We start from the raw sequence: 20,500 nt of genomic DNA, 5'->3' as shown, positions 1-20,500 counted from the left end.
TCTCTGCCAAAAAATCAACGCTCGATTTGCGTCACATCCCGCACCGCACCTTTATCAGCCGAAGTCACCATCGCAGCGTAGGCTCGCAATGCCGCCGACACCTTGCGCGGTCGCTCGGTGGCTGGTTTCCAGGCTTGCTTGCCTTTCGCCTCCATCGTGGTGCGGCGTTTTTCCAGTTCAGCATCCGAAATCATCAGGTTGATACTACGGTTCGGAATATCGATTTCGATGGTATCACCCTCTTCCACCAGTCCGATTGCGCCGCCGCTGGCAGCTTCCGGCGAGGCGTGACCGATACTCAGGCCGGAGGTACCACCGGAGAAGCGTCCGTCGGTTAGCAGCGCGCAGACTTTGCCCAAGCCCTTCGATTTCAGATACGAAGTCGGGTACAGCATCTCCTGCATCCCAGGTCCGCCCTTGGGGCCTTCGTAGCGGATGATGACCACATCGCCGGCAACAATCTGGTCGGCGAGGATGCCAGCAGTCGCCGCGTCCTGACTTTCAAACACGCGCGCCCGCCCGGTGAATTTGAGGATGCTCTCGTCCACGCCCGCCGTCTTCACAATGCATCCATCCAGCGCGATGTTGCCATGCAACACCGCCAAACCGCCGTCCTGCGAATAGGCGTGCGCCTTGTCGCGGATGCACCCTTTGGCGCGGTCCGCATCCAGTTCGGGATACAGCATGGATTGCGAGAACGCGATGGTGGTCGCGATGCCGCCGGGTGCGGCACGGTAGAACTTCTTCACGGCTTCGTCTTGGGTCTGCGCGATGTCCCATTGTTTGAGGCCTTCGCGCAGGTTATTGCTATGCACGGAACCGGCCTCGCCGTGCAGCAAGCCGGCCCTATCCAGCTCACCGAGGATGGCGACGATACCGCCCGCGCGGTGCACATCTTCCATATGGTATTCGGACGACGGAGCGACCTTGCACAAGGTGGGCACATGGCGCGACAGGCGGTCCATGTCCTTCATGGTGAAGTCCACACCCGCTTCGCGCGCGATAGCCAGCAGGTGCAGCACGGTGTTGGTCGAACCGCCCATGGCGATGTCCAGCGTCATCGCGTTCTCGAAGGCTTTGAAGGTGGCGATGCTGCGCGGCAGGATGCTGGCATCGTCCTGTTCGTAATAACGTTTGCACAGATCGACGATCAAACGTCCCGCGCGCAGGAACAACTCCTTGCGCTCAGAGTGGGTCGCCACCAGCGAACCATTGCCCGGCAAACTCAGCCCCAGCGCCTCGGTCAGGCAGTTCATCGAATTGGCGGTGAACATACCGGAGCAGGAACCGCAGGTCGGACAAGCTGATCGCTCAATGGCATCCACCTCCTCATCGCTGATGCGACTGTCCGCGGCAGCGACCATCGCATCCACCAGGTCGAGGCCCTTCACCTTGCCTTGCCAATTCACTTTGCCGGCTTCCATCGGCCCACCGGACACGAACACCACCGGGATATTGAGACGCATCGCGGCCATCAGCATGCCGGGCGTGATCTTGTCGCAGTTGGAGATGCACACCAGCGCATCGGCGCAGTGCGCGTTGACCATGTATTCCACGCTGTCGGCGATCAGGTCGCGCGATGGCAACGAGTACAGCATGCCGTCGTGGCCCATGGCGATGCCATCGTCGATGGCGATAGTGTTGAACTCCTTGGCGATGCCGCCCGCCTTCTCGATTTCGCGCGCCACCAGTTGCCCCATGTTGTGCAGGTGTACATGACCCGGCACGAATTGGGTGAACGAATTGGCGATAGCGATGATGGGCTTGCCGAAATCGGCCTCCTGCATGCCTGTGGCGCGCCACAGGGAACGGGCACCGGCCATGTTGCGACCATGGGTGGAAGTGCGGGAACGGTATTGAGGCATGTTATCCCTCTGAACTGAAGATGAAGCACGTATAATCGGAGTAATGATTCTAACCGATTCGCACATGCTCGTTCATCCGCAATTCGATCCTGTCGCCCTGCAACTCGGCCCACTCGCCATCCACTGGTATGGACTGATGTACCTCGCCGGGTTTCTGACGTTCCTGTGGCTGGGCCGCAAGCGAATTGCCATATTGGGCGATTCGCGCCTTGATGCCAGAAAACTCGATGATCTGCTGTTCTACGGTGTACTTGGAGTGATCCTGGGCGGCAGGCTGGGCTATATCCTGTTCTACAAATTCTCCTATTACGCCGCCCACCCCCTGGACATATTCGCCGTATGGCAAGGCGGCATGTCCTTCCATGGCGGATTCCTGGGCGTACTGGTGGCGATGGCATGGTTCGCGCACAAGCACGACATGCGCTGGCTGCAACTGACCGACTTCATCGCGCCACTGGTGCCTCCCGGTCTTGCGTTCGGGCGACTGGGCAACTTCATCAACGGCGAATTGTGGGGCAGGCCGACAGATGCCGCATGGGGAATGGTCTTTCCGCAAGTGGATGATGTGGCGCGCCATCCCTCACAATTGTATGAATTCGCTCTGGAAGGCGTGTTGTTGTTCATGCTGTTATGGTGGTATGCGCGCAAACCTCGCCCTGTCGGAGTGATATCCGGCCTGTTCCTGGCTGGTTATGGCAGCTTCCGTTTTCTGGTTGAATTCACGCGCGAGCCAGACGATTTTCTCGGGCTGCTATCGTTCGGCATGAGCATGGGCCAATGGCTAAGCTTACCAATGGCAATTATCGGCGTGCTGATGTTGCTACGGCACAGCCCCAAGGTTTCTTGACACCCATGCGCAGCTCGCACACCATTCCTGTAACCAATCATGACCGGGTATCGTTTTGGATGACATCTCTCTAGGCGCGCTGTACGGCATTCTGCTATTGCTGCTGCTCTGCAGCGCGTTCTTTTCCGGTTCGGAAACCAGCATGATGGCAATCAACCGTTATCGCCTGAACAGCCTGATACGTAAAGGCAACCGCAGCGCCAAACTGGTCAATCATCTGCTCAGCAAGGTTGACAAACTGCTGGGCTCCATCCTGCTGGGCAATACATTGCTCAACGTCGCAGCCGCTGCGGTGACCAATATCATCATCCTGCGCCTGTTCGGCCAGAACGATTGGGCAATCCTGATCGGAACACTGACACTCACTTTTGCAATCGTGGTCTTCAGCGAGATCATGCCCAAAATCATTGCCGCCAGCTATCCGGAACGCGTTGCATTACCTGCAAGTTATGTACTCACCCCGTTAATCAAACTATTCCATCCCGTTGTTGCGATTGCAGGCGGCATCGTAAAAGGCATGCTGTGGCTGATGCGCATCAAAATCGAGACCGACCAGAGCAAGCAGAAGATGACGCTGGAGGAGTTACGCGGGCTGGTACTGGATGCCGAACACTTTCTGCCGCGCAAACATCAGAAGATGTTGCTCAATCTGGTCGACCTGGAACGTATCACCGTCAATGACGTGATGGTTCCGCGCAACCAGATCGAAGCCCTCGACATCAACGCCGAACCTGCCGAACTGCGCCAGCAGATCATCACCTGCCACCATACCTTGCTGCCGGTCTACGCGGACAGCCCGAGCAATGTGATCGGTATTCTGCACCTGAAGCGCGTGCCATCCCTGTTGCTGGAGGCGTCACTGGACGTGGATCAACTTCGCGCACTGTTGAAGGCGCCCTATTTCATCCCTTCCGACACCCCCCTGCTCAAACAATTGCAACAGTTTCAGGAGCGCCACCGGCGACTGGGGTTGGTGGTGGATGAATACGGCGAATTGCTTGGTCTGGTGACGCTGGAAAACATCCTGGAAGAGATCGTCGGCGAGTTCACCACGCAATCTCCCGCGCAAACCGGAAAATTCCTGAGCCAGAAAGATGGCAGTTTCCTGCTGGAAGGCAGCAGCAGCCTGCGTGAGCTGAACCGGAAGCTGGGGCTGCATTTCCCGCTGGACGGCGCAAAAACGCTCAACGGCCTGATCCTTGAACATCTTGAAGACATACCGGAGGCTGGCACCAGCCTGAAAATCGCGGGGCATCCGATCGAAATCATCCAGATGCAGGATCGTATCGTCAAGGTGGCGCGCATCTTCCCCGCACAACCCAGAAATACGGACGGCGGAATGGATAAGTGATGCGCACGACACTCGTCACCAGTCCCTTGCGCAACCCCGCTCCGGCTTTACAAGTGACATAAAGCTCGGCATCATGCCCGTCAACAATAGAGAGTGACCCGAGGGAAACCGCTATGGCTGTCGCACCAAAAGATCAGAAAGCAAAAGAATATTCCTATACATGGGAAGGCAAGGACAAAACCGGCAAGTTGGTCAAGGGTGAGATGCGCGCGCCGGGCGAGGCCAGCGTATCCGCTCACCTGCGCCGCCAGGGAATCAACGTCATAAAGGTAAAGCGGCTGCGTGCCAGCTCCCAGGCCGTCACCGCGAAGGATATCTCGCTGTTCACCCGCCAGCTGGCCACCATGATGAAATCCGGTGTTCCGCTGCTGCAGTCGTTCGATATCGTCGGCAAAGGTCACAGCAACCCCTCCGTGGCCCGCCTGCTGCTTGACATCAAGACCGATGTGGAGACCGGAAGCAGCCTGGAACAAGCCTTTAGAAAGTACCCACTATACTTTGATGATCTGTACTGCAACCTGGTCGGAGCAGGCGAGGCGGCCGGCATTCTGGACAGTCTGCTGGATCGCCTGGCGACCTACAAGGAAAAGACGGAAGCCATCAAAAGCAAGATCAAGTCGGCGCTGTTCTACCCGGTCTCTATCATCGTGGTCGCTTTCGGTATCACTGCCATCATCATGATCTTCGTAATACCCGCGTTCAAGGAGTTGTTTTCCAGCTTTGGTGCAGACCTGCCGGCTCCGACCCTTCTGGTCATGGCCATCTCGGAGTTCTTCGTGGCTTGGTGGTGGGCTATTTTCGGTGGTATCGGTGGCGGTCTGTATACCTTCTTCTATTTCTGGAAGCGCAGCAGAAAAATGCAAGCAATCATGGACAGGATCATGCTGAAACTGCCCATCTTTGGCGGACTGATCAAGATTGCCAGCATCGCACGCTGGTCACGCACGCTTGCCACCATGTTCGCTGCCGGCGTACCACTGGTGGAGGCGTTCGATTCCGTGGCCGGTGCAGCGGGTAATGACGTTTACTACGTAGCCACAAAGGAGATCCAGCGCGAGGTCACCACCGGTAACAGCCTGACCGTAGCCATGCAAAATACCGGGGTATTCCCGAGCATGGTTCTGCAGATGGCTGCGATCGGCGAAGAAGCCGGCTCGCTGGATTCCATGCTCAGCAAGGTGGCCGATTTCTACGAAGCCGAAGTTGACGATGCCGTAGAAGCGCTCTCCAGCCTGATGGAACCGATCATCATGGTGGTGCTCGGCACGCTGATCGGCGGCATGGTGATCGCGATGTATCTGCCAATCTTCAAGATGGGCCAAGTGGTTTAATGGCCGTCAGTGTCAGCAAGCGCGCGCAGCCATTCGCCCTCACCTGCTCGCATTTGGCCATGACAGCTGGCGGCATAGCATGATCTCCATGTGTTTCATCCCCGGCTGAAACCGCTGACATGATCGAATTCTTCCGCCTGCTTGAATCCTCGCCGCCCGTCTTTACCGGCACATGCCTGGTGCTGGGCCTGATGGTCGGTAGCTTCCTCAACGTGGTGATACACCGGTTGCCCAAGATGATGGAACTCGATTGGCAGCAGCAATGCGCGGAACTGCGTGGCGAGGAACCGACACCCTCGGCCACCTACAATCTCATCACCCCCCGGTCTGCCTGCCCTCACTGCAATCACGCCATCAGCGCTTGGGAGAACATTCCTGTCGTCAGCTATCTGGCATTGCGCGGCAAATGCAAGGACTGCGGCGCTCGCATCTCGCCCCGCTATCCGATCATCGAAGCAACCAGCGGCATCCTTTGCGCCTGCGCGGCAGCGCACTTCGGCTTCGGGTGGCAGGCAGCCGGCGCACTATTGCTCATATGGGCGCTGCTGGCACTCACGGTCATCGACTTCGATACACAACTACTCCCCGATGACATCACGATGCCGCTGATCTGGGCGGGCTTGCTGTTCAACCTGTCCGGCACCTTCACCAGCCTGCATAGCGGAGTGCTGGGTGCGGTCATCGGCTATCTCGCTTTGTGGAGCGTGTACTGGCTGTTCAAACTGGCCACCGGAAAGGAAGGCATGGGTTATGGCGACTTCAAATTGCTCGCCGCGCTCGGCGCCTGGCTGGGGTGGGAGATGTTGCCTCTGATCATCCTGTCCTCCTCCCTTGTCGGCGCAGCAGTAGGTATCACCCTGATCGTCGCAGTGAAGCACGGTCGGGACATTCCCATCCCCTTCGGCCCCTATCTCGCCGGCGGCGGACTGATTGCCCTGTTCTGGGGACAAGCCCTGACGCAGAGCTATCTGCATTTGCTCGCCGCCCCATGAGCACCCCGGCTCGTGGCAAGCTTCACATTGGACTCACCGGCGGAATAGGCTGCGGCAAAAGCACCGCCGCCATGCTGTTTGCGGAGCACGACGCTGGCATCATCGACACGGATATCATCGCGCACAGCCTGACGCAGGCCACTGGCGCAGCCATGCCGGCGATCTGCAAAGCCTTTGGAGACGGGTACATCGAAAAGGACGGCACACTGAACCGCAACAAGATGCGCGAACGGATATTTGCCGATAGCGGCGCCAAGCGTCAGTTGGAAGGGATTTTGCACCCTCTGATACTGGAACAGGTCGAATCACGCTTGCCGCAGTTGCATACGAACCCGTACATCGTTCTGGTTGTGCCGCTATTGCCGGAGAGCGTCGCCTTCCAGAAACTTGTGCAACGCATCCTGGTAGTGGATTGCGAACCGGCCACCCAAGTCAGGCGGGTTATCGGTCGCAGCCAGATGAGTGAATCGGAAGTGCGCGCCATCATTGCCCAGCAGACGCCGCGCGACGAACGCTTGCGACTGGCTGACGACATCATTCACAATGATGGCGGAGTGGATGCACTGGCAGCACAGGTGACCATCCTGCATGGGCGCTACACCATGATGGCAAACAGCAATTGACGATTAACAGACATTCAATATATCTTTAGCCGGTCTTCACCCAACGACCTTCCGTGCGATAACCCATGATCAGTTACGAGTTTCCTCTCAACGAAAAGGTGCGCACGTTGCTGCGCCTCGAGGATTTGTTCGCACGCATGGCGCATTTCATGGAAAAAGACAGCTCGGTGGATCATCATGCCGCGCTTGGCACATTGTTCGAAATACTCGAAGTCTCGAGCCGCGCCGACCTGAAATCGGAGCTGGTGCAGGAGCTGGAGCGGCAAAAACGCGCATTGTCCGGCCTGCACAACAACCCCGCGATCTCCGAAGAAGCGCTGGATGCCATCCTGACCGAGATCGAAAACGCATCCCTGAACCTGCTCGCGCTGGGCGGCAAGATCGGCCAGCACCTGCGCGAGAACGAATGGCTGATGGGTATCCGGCAGCGCGCCTGCATGCCGGGAGGCACCTGCGAATTCGACCTGCCTTCCTATCATTACTGGCAGGAACAGCATGCCGACCTGCGGCGTGAGAATCTTCAGGACTGGCTATCCCCGTTCATGCCGTTGCACACGGGACTGGAAGTCATCCTGCGACTGTTGCGCGAAGGCGGCAAGACGCTGCACTTTACTGCACACCACGGAGCCTTCCAGCAAATGCAGGGCGGCCGCATCGCGCAGATGCTGCGCATCGGCCTGGACGATGACATGGCCTGCATCCCCGAAGTCAGCGCCAACAAATATGCGCTCAACATCCGTTTCGTCGCCGCCAACTATTCTGCGAAGTCCACCCTGTTCGACCAGGATGTTCCTTTCGATCTGACCTTTTGCAGCCTCTCGTCATGACCCGCACCACGTCACAACCAGTTGTCACCTGCCCGCATTGCGGTCGCGAACATGTATGGGATACCGACAACCACCATCGCCCGTTCTGTAGTGAACGCTGCAAACTCATCGACCTTGGGAAATGGGCCAACGAGGAATATCGCATCGAACAGCGCGAGCGGGACTCCCTCGACGCGAATCACCAGGCCTGACGCAATAACGCTATCCCGTGCGCGCCATGCCGCCAGGCCGTACGCATGTTATCGTGCGTCAATCCGCCCAAAGCATAGACGGGAATGGACGATCCAGATGCGGCGACTGAAAATTCTTCCCAGCCCAGAGGCGGCGTCCCCGGGTGTGACTTCGTCGGAAGAACCGGACTCAGCAACGCAAAATCGCAACCCAGCTCTTCCGCCCGGCGCAACTCTCCTGCATTGTGACAAGAAGCTCCGCACCAGTTCACTTCGGGGCGTTTGCGCAATCCGGCGAGCTGCTTGCTGCTCAATTGCACACCATCCGCCCGGACTTCGCCGGCCAGTTCGATATCGGCATTGATAATCAGTCGCGCCCCATATCGACGGATCATCGGCATCATCTTCAGGGCCAGTTCATGCAGTGCCTCGCGCGGATAATCCTTCTCGCGCAACTGGACCAACCGCAATCCATCCGACAAAGCCTTCTCCAGTCGCCGCAGAAATTCCACCTCACCCAGCTCGGCGACATTGCTGATTGCATACAAAGCCGGCAATTCCAGCGCGCGCAGGACAGGCGTGTTGGCAGGCAGGACAGGCTCAACTGAAACTCGCCCCTTCTCCCGCTCGCGGGAGAGGGCCGGTTGCCAGGCAAACTGCTGTCCCTCGTGCGGATGCAATTCACTGCGCCATGCCGTCACGCGAAAAAAATTCAGCCGTACCGTCGCGTGCGGATAGGTAAACACGCGTGTCAACCACGGATAAGCGGTCTCGACCGAGATCCCCAACTCTTCGCGCAACTCGCGCACCAGTGCATGATGCGGCGTCTCGCCCAGCTCGACCTTGCCACCGGGAAACTCCCAGTAGCCGGCCCAAATTTTACCGGCAGGACGTTGGGCGAGCAGGAAGGATCCGTCGGGACGCTGCAGGACGGCGGCGGCAACCTCGACGATCTTGGTGTTTTCGGTTTGCGTGTTCAAAGTGGTCTTTCAAACAAGGCCGCTCGCCCTGAGATTGTCGAAGGATGGGTGTACCTAAATATGCAAAGCGGCCGGGGATGACCCGGCGGTTTTGATTTTGATTAGGGCAATTCATGGTTCGATATCTCACCACGAGCGGCCTTGTTTCAGATAATCGTTCCTTGAAGCTCGCCAAAAAACGGACTCTTTATTCCGGCCTTCACAGGGATAACAAACTAACTCCGATAACTCGCATTAATCTTCACATAATCATAAGAAAAATCGCAAGTCCACAGCGTCGCATTTGCCGTCCCGCGACCCAACACCACCCGAATCGTGATATCGCTTTGCTGCATCACGCGCTGGCCGTCCGCCTCGCGATAGCTGGCAGCACGCCCGCCATGTTCGGCAACCAGCACCTCATCCAGATACAGTTCCAGCGCAGCAACATCCAGATCATCGACGCCGGCATAGCCGATTGCCGCCAGAATGCGTCCAAGATTGGGATCAGAGGCAAAGAATGCGGTCTTGACCAGCGGCGAGCGTGCAATCGCATATCCTATCTGCCTGCATTCGTTTTCATCTTTCCCGCCCTCGACTTTTACGGCAATGAACTTGGTCGCGCCTTCTCCGTCGCGCACGATGGCTTGTGCGAGGTAAATGGCAACTTCACTGATTGCGGCCTGCAGCGCGGCGAACTCAACATCTGCCGTCTCGCTGATTTCCGGCAAGGCAGATTTGCCTGTGGCGATCAGCATCAGCGCGTCATTGGTGGAGGTGTCGCCATCCACGGTGATGCAGTTGAATGAACGATTGGCGGCTTCGCGCACCATCTGTTGCAGCAAGGGCTGCGAGACCGCGGCATCGGTGGCAATGTAGCCCAGCATGGTCGCCATGTTCGGGTGGATCATGCCGGAACCTTTGGCGATACCAGTGACAGTGATATTCACGCCTTTTATCGTCACTTGCCGGGAGGTCGCCTTGGCGACGATATCGGTGGTCATGATCGCCTGTGCAGCATCAAACCAGTTATCCGGACGCATATTGGCTACAGCACCCGGCAAACCGGCAGCAATCTTCGCTACCGGCAACGGTTCCATGATCACGCCAGTAGAGAACGGCAATATCTGGGCATCCCGGCACCCCAGCAAACCCGCCAGTGCCGCGCAGGTACCGCGCGCATCGCTCAACCCCTGCTCACCGGTGCCCGCATTGGCATTGCCAGTATTGACCACCAGCGCGCGAATGTCCTGATTTGCATCCAGATGCTCGCGCGCCACGATTACCGGCGCAGCACAAAAGCGATTCCTGGTAAATACGCCCGCAATGCGCGCGCCTTCACATAGCTGCATCACCAGCAGGTCCTTGCGGCCCGCATACTTGATGCCCGCTTGCGCGACACCCAAAGAAACGCCCGCAACGGGCAACAGTTGTGCCGCTACGGGCGGGGTCAGATTGACCGGCATAAGACCTTCTCCTGTAACCGGCGCCCCGGAATCGCCTGACTCGGGGAATGGCCGGTCGTCGTGCTATCTAATAACGCCCGCCGCTCTTGTAGATGTAATTGGCGAGTTCTGCAGATTCCGTATTCACGCGCCGCACGATGCCATGCACGTTGCGCACCACGCCTCGCATCACGCGATACACGATCATGGGGTGCGAGTTGATCAATGTCTCGAACTTTGCCCTTGGCATGCTCAGCACCTTGGTGTCTCCGATCGCGATCAACGTTGCGCTGACATCAGAAGCCGCGCCACCTGCAAAGGTGATGATGCCCGCGAGGTCGCCGGGCTTGAGGACGTGGATGGTGGATTCTTCAGCGCCGCTCTTGATCTTCACCTCGATGTCGCCATGCGCCAGGATATACAGGTTGTCTGGCTGATCACTCCCGGGCTGGACGATGGCCGCGCCTGATTTGTAATCCTGCACCTCAAATAATTCCGCGAGAATCTCCACCTCGGCATCGTTCAGTTCCTCGGTAACCGGCGAGGTGCGCAGCGTATCAATCACTAACGACATGTCATTCTCCTTTCGCGTATCAATTCAATTTCCCGTGGCACTGTTTGTACTTCCTGCCCGAACCGCACGGACAAGGATCGTTACGGCCCACTTTCTGCCCTTCGCGCACGAACGGCTTATGTTCCCCATCCGATGGCTGGGCGCCCTGCTCCAGCGCTTCATCATAATCGGCGTGATGATACTGCACATTTTCCGGTGCGGGTTGCGATTCTACCGCCTCGACATCCGCCTCGCTACGCACCTGCACCATCATCAACACCTGCGTCACCTCGCGCTTGATCTCGTCCAGCATCATGGCAAAAAGTTCAAATGCCTCGCGTTTGTACTCCTGCTTCGGGTTCTTTTGCGCATAGCCGCGCAAATGGATGCCCTGGCGCAAATGATCCAGCGCGGCAAGGTGCTCGCGCCAATGCACATCCAGGCTTTGCAGCATGATCGCTCGTTCGTAATGGTGCATCGCCTCGCCGCCCACCGCGTCCACCTTGGCCTGATACAACTGCCGCGCCTGTTCGGCAATGCGTACGCGCAAACCCTCTTCGTTCAGCTGTCTGTCTTCCTCCAGCCACCGCGCTATCGGCAGAGCCAGGCGAAATTCCGCCGCCAGCGCCTTTTCCAGCCCCGGCACATCCCACTGTTCCTCCATGCTGTGCGGCGCGATGTGCTGGCTGATGGCATCTTCCAGCACGCCTTCCCGCATCGCGGCGATGGTATCGGAGATATCCGTGCTTTCCAGCAGTTCGCTACGCTGCTGATAGATCACCTTGCGCTGGTCGTTGGCCACATCGTCGTACTCGAGTATCTGCTTGCGCAAATCGAAATTGCGCGCCTCGACCTTGCGTTGCGCGTTCTCGATGGCGCGCGTCACCCACTTGTGTTCGATCGCCTCGCCTTCGGGCAACTTGAACCGGCTCATGATCGCCGCCACCCGGTCGGAAGCGAAGATGCGCAACAGCGGGTCTTCCAGTGACAGGAAAAAACGACTGGAGCCCGGATCACCCTGGCGCCCGGAACGCCCACGCAGCTGGTTGTCAACACGACGCGACTCGTGGCGTTCCGTTCCAATGATGTGCAGCCCTCCGCTGGACAGCACCTGCTGATGTAATTGCTGCCATTCCTCCTTCAATTGCGCGATACGACCTTCTTTTTCCGACTCTTCCAGACTGTCATCCCCGCGGATGAGCTCAACCTGCTTCTCGACGTTGCCCCCCAATACGATGTCGGTGCCGCGCCCCGCCATATTGGTGGCGATGGTCACCATTTTCGGGCGCCCCGCCTGCGCAACGATCTCCGCTTCGCGCGCATGCTGTTTGGCATTCAATACCTGATGCGGCATCTTCTCCTTGTCCAGCAACCCGGACAACAATTCCGAATTCTCGATCGAGGTCGTACCGACCAGTACCGGCTGACCACGCCGGTAACAATCCCTGATGTCATCGATCACCGCGAGATGTTTTTCCCCGGTGGTGAGATACACCTTATCCATCTGGTCGTTACGGATGGTCGGGCGATGCGGAGGAATGATGACAGTCTCCAGGCTGTAAATCTGCTGAAACTCATACGCCTCGGTATCCGCAGTACCGGTCATGCCGGCCAGTTTGTGGTACAGACGGAAATAGTTCTGGAAGGTGATCGAGGCCAGCGTCTGGTTCTCCTTCTGTATGGGGACGCCCTCTTTTGCCTCCACTGCCTGATGCAGGCCATCGGACCAGCGCCGCCCCGCCATCAGTCGGCCGGTGAATTCGTCCACGATCACCACCTCACCATCCTGCACCACATAGTGCTGGTCACGGTGGTACAGACTGTGCGCACGCAATGCCGCATACAGGTGATGGATCAGGGTAATGTTGGCTGGATCGTACAGACTGCCGCCTTCCGGCAACAAACCAGCCTGTGTCAGGATGGTCTCCGCACGTTCGTGTCCCGCTTCGGTCAACAATATCTGATGGTTCTTCTCGTCCACGCTGAAATCGCCGGGCCCCTCTTCGTCACCATCCTTCTGGCGCACCAACTGCGGCGCCAACTGATTGACGTGTACATAGATATCGACGTTATCCTCGGCTTGCCCCGAGATGATCAGCGGTGTGCGTGCCTCATCGATCAGGATTGAGTCCACCTCGTCCACGATGGCGTAATTGAGCGGGCGCTGGTAGCGCTCATCCATTTGCGTAGCCATATTGTCACGCAGGTAATCGAAGCCGAACTCGTTGTTGGTGCCGTAGGTGATGTCGGCCGCATAAGCCGCCTTCTTCTGGTCGTGCGGCATCTGTGACAGAATCACCCCGACCGACAGCCCGAGGAAACGGTACACCTTGCCCATCCACTCCGCATCGCGACCGGCCAGATAGTCGTTGACCGTCACGACATGCACGCCCTTGCCCGAGATTGCATTCAGATAGACCGGCAGGGTGGCCATCAGGGTTTTGCCCTCACCGGTTCGCATTTCGGCGATCTTGCCGTTATGCAGCGCAATCCCGCCAATCAACTGTACGTCGTAATGACGCATCCCCAGTACACGCGAACTGGCCTCTCGCACGACCGCGAACGCTTCAGGCAGCAGCGCGTCCAGCGTCTCGCCCCGGGCAAAACACTGCTTGAAACTTTCGGTCTTCTGGCGCAACTCTTCGTCGCTCAGCCTGGTGATATCGGATTCAAACTTGTTAACGGTCTTGACGATAGCGCGATACTGCTTGAGCAGACGATCATTGCGACTACCGAAGACACTTTTCAGCATTCTGGAAATCATGTTCTCGTTTTCTTACACCACAAAATAATAAAGGGTGAGGCGATCCATCACCTCACCCTCGGATAAAGCTGTATTGCCATCAACTGGCTGCGTTCCGCAAAAAACGCACTGGATTCTGCGCGATACCTTTATAACGAACCTCAAAATGCAAATGGTTGCCCGTAGAGCGTCCGGTACTACCGACTTCGGCAAGCTTTGTGCCGCGCCTGACCACCTGACCAACCTTCACCAACAGCTTGGAGGCATGCGCATATCGCGTAACGATATCGTTGCCGTGATCCACCTCCACCATATTACCATACTGGGGATGGTAATCCGAGAACGCCACCACCCCGCCTGCAGAGGCGCGGATCGCCGTCCCGGCGGGAACCATATAATCGACCCCTTCATGCATCGCGTTCGCGCCGGTAAAGGGGTCGCTGCGCCAACCGAAATTCGACGAATAGAATCCCCCATTGATTGGCGGGATCGACGGAAGCAACTTGCGGTTCAGCTGATTCTGCAACAGCATGGTCTCTAGCGCCATCAGCTTGTCGGAGCGATCCGTCACCACTTCGGCCAGTTTATCCAGCTGACGCTCCAAGCTGGCAGCCGACAACTCCTGCGTGGAGGGCATCACCAGCGGACCGCCCTGCGCGGGAGGTTGATCGAACTGGAATTCCTCCGGCTTCATGCCGGTCAATTTCGCCAGGCGCGCCCCAAGTGCATCCAGCCGCTGAACCTCCGCCTGGATCCGTCCGACCCGCGTTGCCATGGCATCGAGACTGCTGTGCATATAGGACTGTTGCTTTTCCCGTTCCTCGCTCTGCACCCTGGATAACAGTGTGCGGATGCTGTCATTCAGCCCTTCCGGGGCAAAACGCACCAGAGCGTATTGCGCGGCAAAAGCCACTCCCAGCATCATCCAGAACAGCAGCACGAGCAACATCATAATCTGCCAGCCGCCCAGATTGATGCTGCTGGCTTTTGCCAAGCGATTGGAAACCAGAATAATATTCACGCATCTCCCCCTTACGTGTAGCATCAAGAGCATCGTGGCACAACGACTTAAATCACTCCTCAGTAGCGGTCAGGAATTCGGCTTCCTGACCGGGAAGACCAAGTATTTGCTGGCTCTGCAGCAGCATTTCGCCAGCGTTGCGCCGCCCCATCTTGCCGAATCCGCCCAGATTCTGGGTCTGCATGCAGGCACGCTGAGTGTCGCAGTTGCGAATCCCGCCATTGCCGCGAAATTGCGTCAACTTGCACCGGAACTTGTGGTTATGTTGCAAAACAGGGATTGTGAGGTTAGCGGAATCCGCGTCAAGGTGCAAGTTGACTATATGCGCTATCGCCCACCACCCACGCCCCGCATACTGACCGAAACGGCACGGAACGCGTTGAACGAGCTGAGCGGCAACATGGACGATTCGCCATTGAAGGACGCGCTGCAAAGAATGGCGCGCAGAAAAAACTAGATCAGAATCCGCCAGCCGACCAGTACATAACGTTCCAGCACGAACAGCAGGGCGAAGACCGCCAGCAGGATCGCCGTAAAACGTAGCGTTTGCCAGGCGAATTCAATATAGCGCCGGTCACGCGTAAACCAGTACATGCCGCCACTCAACACCAGCAGCAAGGAGACCAGCACCAGAAGTAAACGCAAGATCAACATATACCAGCCATTACCGGGGGGCAGCGAGAGTCAGGCGGAATGCAATTGCAGTCTCAGAAAAGCGGGCGCTTCCTCCTCGCTGTCGAAGGTGACAAATTCCCACGCCTGTTCGTCGGCAAGCAGGGCACGCAACAAGGCATTATTCAGGGCATGTCCGGATTTGTAGCCGGAGAATGCGCCGATCAGCGGATATTTCAACAGATAGAGGTCGCCAATCGCATCCAGCACCTTATGCTTGACGAACTCATCTTCGAATCGTAAGCCGTCCGGATTCAGCACCCGGTAGTCATCCATCACGATGGCATTGTCCAGGCTGCCGCCCAGCGCCAGACCTTGCGCACGCATATTCTCCACATCCTGCATGAAGCCGAAGGTGCGCGCACGACTGATATCGCGGACATAGGAATGCTCGTCGAGATCCACCGTGACATGCTGCTTGCTGTTGGCGAATACCGGATGAGCGAAGTTGATGGTAAAGGTCAGTTTGTAACCATGATGCGGGTCGAAGCGGACCCATTTGTCGCCCTGCCTGACCTCGACGGCCTTTTTCACGCGGATGAATTTCTTGGCGGCGCCCTGTTCGACGATACCCGCCGATTGCAGCAGGAAAATGAAGGTTCCGGCGCTGCCATCCATGATCGGCACTTCAGCGCTATCCAGATCGACATAGGCATTGTCCACACCCAGTCCGGCCAGCGCGGACATCAGGTGCTCGATGGTTGCGACCCGCACACCATTCTGCTCCATGCAAGTCGAGAGTCGCGTGTCATGCACCAACTCGGCGCTCGCACAGATCTCTTCGACCGGCTTGATGTCCACCCTGCGAAACACGATACCGGTATTGGCCGGCGCAGGGCGCAATCCGAGCGTCACTTTTTCGCCGCTATGCAAGCCGACGCCCGTCACGCTGACGGCATTCTTCAGGGTGCGCTGCTTAACCATCGCTGTCTTGATCACTGGAATCACGGTGCGATTTTACCACAGCCATACTCCCGAACCGCGCCTAATCCGCCTGTTTGCGCAGGAAGGACGGGATGTCATAGGTATCCACACCGGACTTTTCCATGGCATCGACCGCTTCCCTGCGACCACGACGCATCACTGCCGGCGTATCCAGTTCGGCGTAGTTCACGCTGGCATTGGGTGCCGGCTCATTATCCGTCCCGGTGCGCTGGAAAGTCTCTTCGCTGCGGTAGACCACCTCCGGTTTGGGCTGCCTGCGTGCCAGCGGCGCCCCCAAGCCCGTTGCCACGACCGTCACGCGCAGGTCCTCGCCCATGGCATCGTCGAACACCGAGCCAACGATCACCGTCGCCTCTTCCGCAGCAAACTGGACGCATTCCATCACGTCGTCGATTTCCTTGAGTTTCAGATAGCTTGAGGAAGTGATGTTCACCAGTACGCCGCGCGCACCCGACATATCCACATCTTCCAGCAGCGGACTGGCGATCGCACGCTCGGCGGCGATACGGGCACGCCCCTCGCCCGAAGCGATCGCAGAGCCCATCATCGCCATGCCATTCTCCGACATCACGGTACGCACGTCGGCGAAATCCACATTGATCAGGCCCGGCACGTTGATCACTTCCGCGATTCCCGCCACTGCGCCCTGTAGCACCCCGTTGGCCGCCTTGAACGCTTCCGGCACGGTGATATCCATGCCCAGCACCTCCATCAGCTTGGAATTCGGCACGATGATCAGCGAATCGACGAATTCGTGCAGCGCCTCGATGCCCGCCTTGGCGAAACGCATCCGGTTGCCCTCGTAGGCGAATGGCTTGGTGACCACCGCCACGGTCAGAATATCCATCTCCTTGGCGATCTGTGCAACGATGGGCGCCGCGCCGGTACCGGTTCCGCCACCCATGCCGGCGGTGATGAACACCATGTTCGCACCCTGGATCATCTCCCGGATGCGGTCTCGATCCTCCTCGGCTGCCGCCTGGCCGACCGACGGCTTGGCACCCGCCCCCAACCCCTTGGTGATGCTTGCGCCGATCTGCAACTGGGTGCGCGCCTTGCTGCGTTTGAGTGCCTGCGCATCGGTATTGATGACGACGAACTCGACCCCCTGCACGCCCTGTTCGATCATATGATCGACCGCATTACCGCCGCAGCCACCCACACCGATCACCTTGATCACCGCCTCCTGAGATTGTGCTTCCATGATTTCAAACATCGTCGTCTCCTTATAAAAAATTACCAACCCACCCTGCACCCGTTTTGTACCGCCAACCAACCCCTGAACCGCTAAAAATTCCCCTGGAACCAGCTCTTCATCCTCGCCAGCACATCACCGAACGAACTCGACTGCATACGTATCTCCTCGTTGCGCAGGTGATGTTCCAGGCCGTACAACAGCAACCCCACGCCCGTCGCCATGCGCGGCGTCTTCACCACGTCGGACAGGCCGCCCACATATTTCGGGATACCCAGCCGCACCGGCAGATGGAAGATCTCCTCGCCCAGCTCAACCATCCCCTGCATCGCGCTACTGCCGCCGCAAATGACGATTCCGGACGACAGCAGATCCTCGAACCCGCTGCGGCGCAGTTCCTGCTGTACCAGCGAATACAATTCCTCGACGCGCGGCTCGATCACCTCCGCCAGCGTCTGGCGCGACAGCATGCGTGGTCCGCGTTCGCCCACCCCGGGCACCTCGATCGCGCTGTCGTCGGCCAACTGGCGCAACGCGCAGCCTTGCTTGATCTTGATGTCCTCCGCATCCTGAGTCGGCGTACGCAACGCCATCGCGATGTCGTTGGTAATCTGATCGCCGGCGATCGGGATCACTGCGGTATGGCGTATCGCGCCGCCGGTGAACACCGCGATATCCGTGGTGCCACCGCCGATATCCACGATGCACACCCCCAGATCCTTTTCATCCTCGGCCAGCACCGCCTTGCTCGATGCCAGCGGCTGCAGGATCAGTTCGTTGACCTCCAGCCCGCAACGATGGATGCATTTCATGATGTTCTGCACCGCCGCCACCGCACCGCTGACGATATGGACTTCCACATCGAGCCGCATCCCGCTCATGCCCAGCGGCTTCTTGATGCCGTCCTGGCCGTCGATACTGAATTCCTGCTCCAGGACGTGCAGCGTCTGCTGGTCAGCCGGCAGGCTGATCGAACTGGCCGTTTCGATAACGCGTTCGATATCGCCGACCGAGACCTCCTTCTCCTTGATCTTCACCATGCCGCGCGAATTGATGCCGCGGATATGGCTGCCTGCGATGCCGGTATAGACCTCGTGTATCTTGCAATCGGCCATCAGTTCCGCTTCTTCCAGTGCGCGCTGGATCGATCCCACGGTGGCTTCGATATTCACCACCATGCCTTTTTTCATGCCGTCGGACTTGTGCATGCCCATGCCGATCACTTCCAGCGACCCATCCGGCTTGACCTCACCGACGATGGCCACGATCTTGGACGTGCCGATATCCAGCCCGACCACCAGATTCTTGTTTTCCCTGTTCCTGCTCATCGTTCGTTCTCCACTGCCGATTTCAACCTTTGCCGCTGCCACCCACCGCAAACCCGTTGCGATAGCGCAGATCCACATACCTGATGTTTCCCTGCATCGCGGCGATGCCGTACGGATACACTGCCACGAACCTTGCCAGACGCCGCTGCATCTCCTCGCGCCCCAGTTCCAGCACCAGACCGTTGTTCAATTGCACCTGCCACGCATGACGCGGCGTCAATGCCAGCCGCTCGATCTGCAGGTCCAGTGCCGCGAGCTGGCGGCTGAATTGCCCGAAGCTCTGCGCAACCTCGGTCGAGGTGCCCTCCTGCCCCACGAAATCCGGCAGCAATTGCCCGCTTTCCGCGCTGAATACCTCGCCCTGCCGATTCACCAGTGCGCTGTCGTTCCAGCGCGCCAGCGGCTGGTGTTCCTCCAGTCGCACCATCAGGCGATCCGGAAATTCGCGCCGGATGGCGACACTGCGTACCCAGGGCAGCTTTTCCAGCGCCAGTCTCAACCGTTCGATATCGGTCGTGAAGAAATTGCCGTTCACTTCGCCGCGCACCGTCCGAAACACCGCCGGGACATCCACCCGCAGCGGATTCGCTTCCAGACGCACAGTGTGCAGCGGGAACAGGCCCGGCTGATGCACCGCGTACCAACCCGCCCCGTACAGCATGGCCAGCATGCTGAGCGCGAACAGCACATCGGATATCTCTCTCAGCAGGATATGGTCATCCCACATGCGCCAGCTCCAATATCTCCAGCACCAGTTGCTCGAAACCCAGGCCCGCCTGGCGCGCAGCCATCGGCACCAGGCTGTGGTCGGTCATACCCGGCGAGGTGTTCGCTTCCAGCAGGTAAGGCTGGCCGCTCTCGCCCATCAGGAAATCCACCCGACCCCAGCCTTGCCCGCCGATCAGCGCAAACGCCTGTTTCGCCAGCCGCTGCATCTCCGCCTCGCGCTCCGCGCTCAACCCGCTCGGGCACAGATAGCGCGTGTCGTCGCGCAGATATTTCGCCTCGTAATCGTAGAACTCGTTGGCCGGCTCGATCTTGATCACCGGCAACGCCTGTTCGCCGAGGATCGCCACCGTGTATTCGCCACCGCCGATGAAGCTTTCCGCGATCACCAGCCTGTCGTGCTTCGCGGCCTCGCGATAGGCCGCTTGCAATTGCCCCGCCGCCTTCACCTTGCTGATGCCCACGCTGGAACCTTCGTTGGCCGGCTTCACGAACAGCGGCAGCCCCAGCTGCTCCGCCGCCGCATCCCAGTTGCTGGCTTCGTCCAGCAGCATGTAGGGCGGGATCGGCAGGTTCGCCGCCTGCCAGACCAACTTGGTGCGCCACTTGTCCATGCCCAGCGCGGAAGCCAGCACGCCGCTGCCGGTATAGGGAATGCCCAGCAACTCCAGCGCACCCTGCACCGTACCGTCCTCGCCGAACCGCCCGTGCAGCGCGATGAACACCCGGTCGTACCCCTCTTCGGCCAGCGCCTGCAGGTTCTGCACGGCGGGATCGAACGCATGCGCATCCACGCCGCTGCGCTGCAATGCCGCCAGCACGGCTGCACCGCTCTTCAGCGACACCTCGCGTTCGGCGGAACGCCCACCGAACAGCACCGCAACCTTGCCAAACCGATCCATATCCG

General features: G+C 58.6%; 20 protein-coding genes. 8 read left to right on the top strand and 12 right to left on the bottom strand.

The features are described from left to right. Positions 1-14: 14 nt before the first annotated feature. Entirely contained in the window at positions 15-1,865 is a 1,851-nt protein-coding gene (gene ilvD, locus IPM27_09065; GenBank protein MBK9161700.1) for a dihydroxy-acid dehydratase, read from the bottom strand. 64 nt (positions 1,866-1,929) lie between these two features. Here ilvD and IPM27_09060 point away from each other — a divergent pair, with 64 nt between their 5' ends. The 7 genes from IPM27_09060 to IPM27_09030 all read left to right on the top strand — a co-directional run bounded on the left by IPM27_09060 (position 1,930) and on the right by IPM27_09030 (position 8,027). After that, complete coding sequence (locus IPM27_09060; GenBank protein MBK9161699.1) at positions 1,930-2,712, top strand: prolipoprotein diacylglyceryl transferase; 783 nt, start codon at positions 1,930-1,932, stop codon at positions 2,710-2,712. A gap of 55 nt (positions 2,713-2,767) precedes the next feature. Further along, positions 2,768-4,063: an HlyC/CorC family transporter gene (locus IPM27_09055; GenBank protein ID MBK9161698.1), complete on the top strand. Its 1,296-nt coding sequence runs from the start codon at positions 2,768-2,770 to the stop codon at positions 4,061-4,063. A gap of 113 nt (positions 4,064-4,176) precedes the next feature. After that, entirely contained in the window at positions 4,177-5,394 is a 1,218-nt protein-coding gene (locus IPM27_09050; GenBank protein MBK9161697.1) for a type II secretion system F family protein, read from the top strand. 119 nt (positions 5,395-5,513) lie between these two features. Further along, positions 5,514-6,386, top strand: a complete 873-nt coding sequence (locus IPM27_09045) for a prepilin peptidase (GenBank protein ID MBK9161696.1) — start codon at positions 5,514-5,516, stop codon at positions 6,384-6,386. After that, complete coding sequence (locus IPM27_09040) at positions 6,383-7,009, top strand: dephospho-CoA kinase (protein MBK9161695.1); 627 nt, start codon at positions 6,383-6,385, stop codon at positions 7,007-7,009. The genes IPM27_09045 and IPM27_09040 overlap by 4 nt, the downstream gene beginning before the upstream one ends. Positions 7,010-7,074: 65 nt before the next feature. Beyond that, a complete protein-coding gene (zapD, locus tag IPM27_09035) occupies positions 7,075-7,836 on the top strand; it encodes a cell division protein ZapD (protein MBK9161694.1) in 762 nt (253 codons plus the stop codon). Beyond that, positions 7,833-8,027, top strand: coding sequence for a DNA gyrase inhibitor YacG (locus IPM27_09030; protein MBK9161693.1), 195 nt, complete (start codon positions 7,833-7,835; stop codon positions 8,025-8,027). Before zapD ends, IPM27_09030 begins: the two co-directional genes overlap by 4 nt. Here the strand turns inward: IPM27_09030 and IPM27_09025 are convergent. From IPM27_09025 to IPM27_09005, 5 genes are all read right to left on the bottom strand, one after another. Next, the gene (locus IPM27_09025; protein MBK9161692.1) at positions 8,015-8,986 is read right to left on the bottom strand and encodes a Nudix family hydrolase; all 972 of its coding nucleotides are present in this window, start codon (positions 8,984-8,986) and stop codon (positions 8,015-8,017) included. The genes IPM27_09030 and IPM27_09025 overlap by 13 nt on opposite strands. 215 nt (positions 8,987-9,201) lie before the next feature. Further along, positions 9,202-10,431: a bifunctional glutamate N-acetyltransferase/amino-acid acetyltransferase ArgJ gene (argJ, locus tag IPM27_09020; GenBank protein MBK9161691.1), complete on the bottom strand. Its 1,230-nt coding sequence runs from the start codon at positions 10,429-10,431 to the stop codon at positions 9,202-9,204. A gap of 67 nt (positions 10,432-10,498) precedes the next feature. Beyond that, positions 10,499-10,984 carry a cyclic nucleotide-binding domain-containing protein gene (locus IPM27_09015; protein MBK9161690.1) on the bottom strand — a complete coding sequence of 162 codons (486 nt, stop codon included), beginning with the start codon at positions 10,982-10,984 and terminating at the stop codon, positions 10,499-10,501. 19 nt (positions 10,985-11,003) lie between these two features. After that, the gene (gene secA / locus IPM27_09010; GenBank protein MBK9161689.1) at positions 11,004-13,727 is read right to left on the bottom strand and encodes a preprotein translocase subunit SecA; all 2,724 of its coding nucleotides are present in this window, start codon (positions 13,725-13,727) and stop codon (positions 11,004-11,006) included. Between the two features lie 79 nt (positions 13,728-13,806). Further along, positions 13,807-14,727: a M23 family metallopeptidase gene (locus IPM27_09005; GenBank protein MBK9161688.1), complete on the bottom strand. Its 921-nt coding sequence runs from the start codon at positions 14,725-14,727 to the stop codon at positions 13,807-13,809. A gap of 34 nt (positions 14,728-14,761) precedes the next feature. Between IPM27_09005 and IPM27_09000 the strand changes: the two genes are divergently transcribed. Continuing rightward, positions 14,762-15,184: a DUF721 domain-containing protein gene (locus IPM27_09000; protein MBK9161687.1), complete on the top strand. Its 423-nt coding sequence runs from the start codon at positions 14,762-14,764 to the stop codon at positions 15,182-15,184. On the opposite strand, the gene IPM27_08995 is transcribed toward IPM27_09000, so the two are convergent. The 6 genes from IPM27_08995 to IPM27_08970 form a co-directional block, all read right to left on the bottom strand. Further along, positions 15,181-15,372 carry a hypothetical protein gene (locus IPM27_08995; protein ID MBK9161686.1) on the bottom strand — a complete coding sequence of 64 codons (192 nt, stop codon included), beginning with the start codon at positions 15,370-15,372 and terminating at the stop codon, positions 15,181-15,183. The genes IPM27_09000 and IPM27_08995 overlap by 4 nt on opposite strands. 39 nt (positions 15,373-15,411) lie before the next feature. After that, positions 15,412-16,323: a UDP-3-O-acyl-N-acetylglucosamine deacetylase gene (locus tag IPM27_08990; GenBank protein MBK9161685.1), complete on the bottom strand. Its 912-nt coding sequence runs from the start codon at positions 16,321-16,323 to the stop codon at positions 15,412-15,414. A gap of 61 nt (positions 16,324-16,384) precedes the next feature. Then, positions 16,385-17,560: a cell division protein FtsZ gene (gene ftsZ, locus IPM27_08985; protein ID MBK9161684.1), complete on the bottom strand. Its 1,176-nt coding sequence runs from the start codon at positions 17,558-17,560 to the stop codon at positions 16,385-16,387. A 71-nt stretch (positions 17,561-17,631) separates the two neighbouring features. Then, a complete protein-coding gene (gene ftsA, locus IPM27_08980; GenBank protein MBK9161683.1) occupies positions 17,632-18,867 on the bottom strand; it encodes a cell division protein FtsA in 1,236 nt (411 codons plus the stop codon). 22 nt (positions 18,868-18,889) lie between these two features. Then, a complete protein-coding gene (locus IPM27_08975; protein ID MBK9161682.1) occupies positions 18,890-19,594 on the bottom strand; it encodes a cell division protein FtsQ/DivIB in 705 nt (234 codons plus the stop codon). Beyond that, the gene (locus IPM27_08970; GenBank protein MBK9161681.1) at positions 19,584-20,495 is read right to left on the bottom strand and encodes a D-alanine--D-alanine ligase; all 912 of its coding nucleotides are present in this window, start codon (positions 20,493-20,495) and stop codon (positions 19,584-19,586) included. The genes IPM27_08975 and IPM27_08970 overlap by 11 nt, the downstream gene beginning before the upstream one ends. Positions 20,496-20,500: the final 5 nt, after the last annotated feature.

It is taken from the genome of Nitrosomonadales bacterium (assembly GCA_016716325.1).
Classification (GTDB): Bacteria; Pseudomonadota; Gammaproteobacteria; order Burkholderiales; family Gallionellaceae; genus Gallionella.
The sequence above is the reverse complement of the archived record's forward strand: the minus strand, read 5'-3'. Positions and strand labels throughout refer to the sequence as shown.

Excerpts from the sequence above, each read along its gene's own strand:
- ilvD (MBK9161700.1), bottom strand. The coding sequence starts at position 1,865 with ATGCCTCAATACCGTTCCCGCACTTCCACCCATGGTCGCAACATGGCC.
- IPM27_09060 (MBK9161699.1), top strand. The coding sequence starts at position 1,930 with ATGCTCGTTCATCCGCAATTCGATCCTGTCGCCCTGCAACTCGGCCCA.
- IPM27_09050 (MBK9161697.1), top strand. The coding sequence starts at position 4,177 with ATGGCTGTCGCACCAAAAGATCAGAAAGCAAAAGAATATTCCTATACA.
- IPM27_09045 (MBK9161696.1), top strand. The coding sequence starts at position 5,514 with ATGATCGAATTCTTCCGCCTGCTTGAATCCTCGCCGCCCGTCTTTACC.
- IPM27_09040 (MBK9161695.1), top strand. The coding sequence starts at position 6,383 with ATGAGCACCCCGGCTCGTGGCAAGCTTCACATTGGACTCACCGGCGGA.
- zapD (MBK9161694.1), top strand. The coding sequence starts at position 7,075 with ATGATCAGTTACGAGTTTCCTCTCAACGAAAAGGTGCGCACGTTGCTG.
- IPM27_09030 (MBK9161693.1), top strand. The coding sequence starts at position 7,833 with ATGACCCGCACCACGTCACAACCAGTTGTCACCTGCCCGCATTGCGGT.
- argJ (MBK9161691.1), bottom strand. The coding sequence starts at position 10,431 with ATGCCGGTCAATCTGACCCCGCCCGTAGCGGCACAACTGTTGCCCGTT.
- IPM27_09015 (MBK9161690.1), bottom strand. The coding sequence starts at position 10,984 with ATGTCGTTAGTGATTGATACGCTGCGCACCTCGCCGGTTACCGAGGAA.
- secA (MBK9161689.1), bottom strand. The coding sequence starts at position 13,727 with ATGATTTCCAGAATGCTGAAAAGTGTCTTCGGTAGTCGCAATGATCGT.
- IPM27_08990 (MBK9161685.1), bottom strand. The coding sequence starts at position 16,323 with ATGGTTAAGCAGCGCACCCTGAAGAATGCCGTCAGCGTGACGGGCGTC.
- ftsZ (MBK9161684.1), bottom strand. The coding sequence starts at position 17,560 with ATGTTTGAAATCATGGAAGCACAATCTCAGGAGGCGGTGATCAAGGTG.
- ftsA (MBK9161683.1), bottom strand. The coding sequence starts at position 18,867 with ATGAGCAGGAACAGGGAAAACAAGAATCTGGTGGTCGGGCTGGATATC.
- IPM27_08975 (MBK9161682.1), bottom strand. The coding sequence starts at position 19,594 with ATGTGGGATGACCATATCCTGCTGAGAGAGATATCCGATGTGCTGTTC.
- IPM27_08970 (MBK9161681.1), bottom strand. The coding sequence starts at position 20,495 with ATGGATCGGTTTGGCAAGGTTGCGGTGCTGTTCGGTGGGCGTTCCGCC.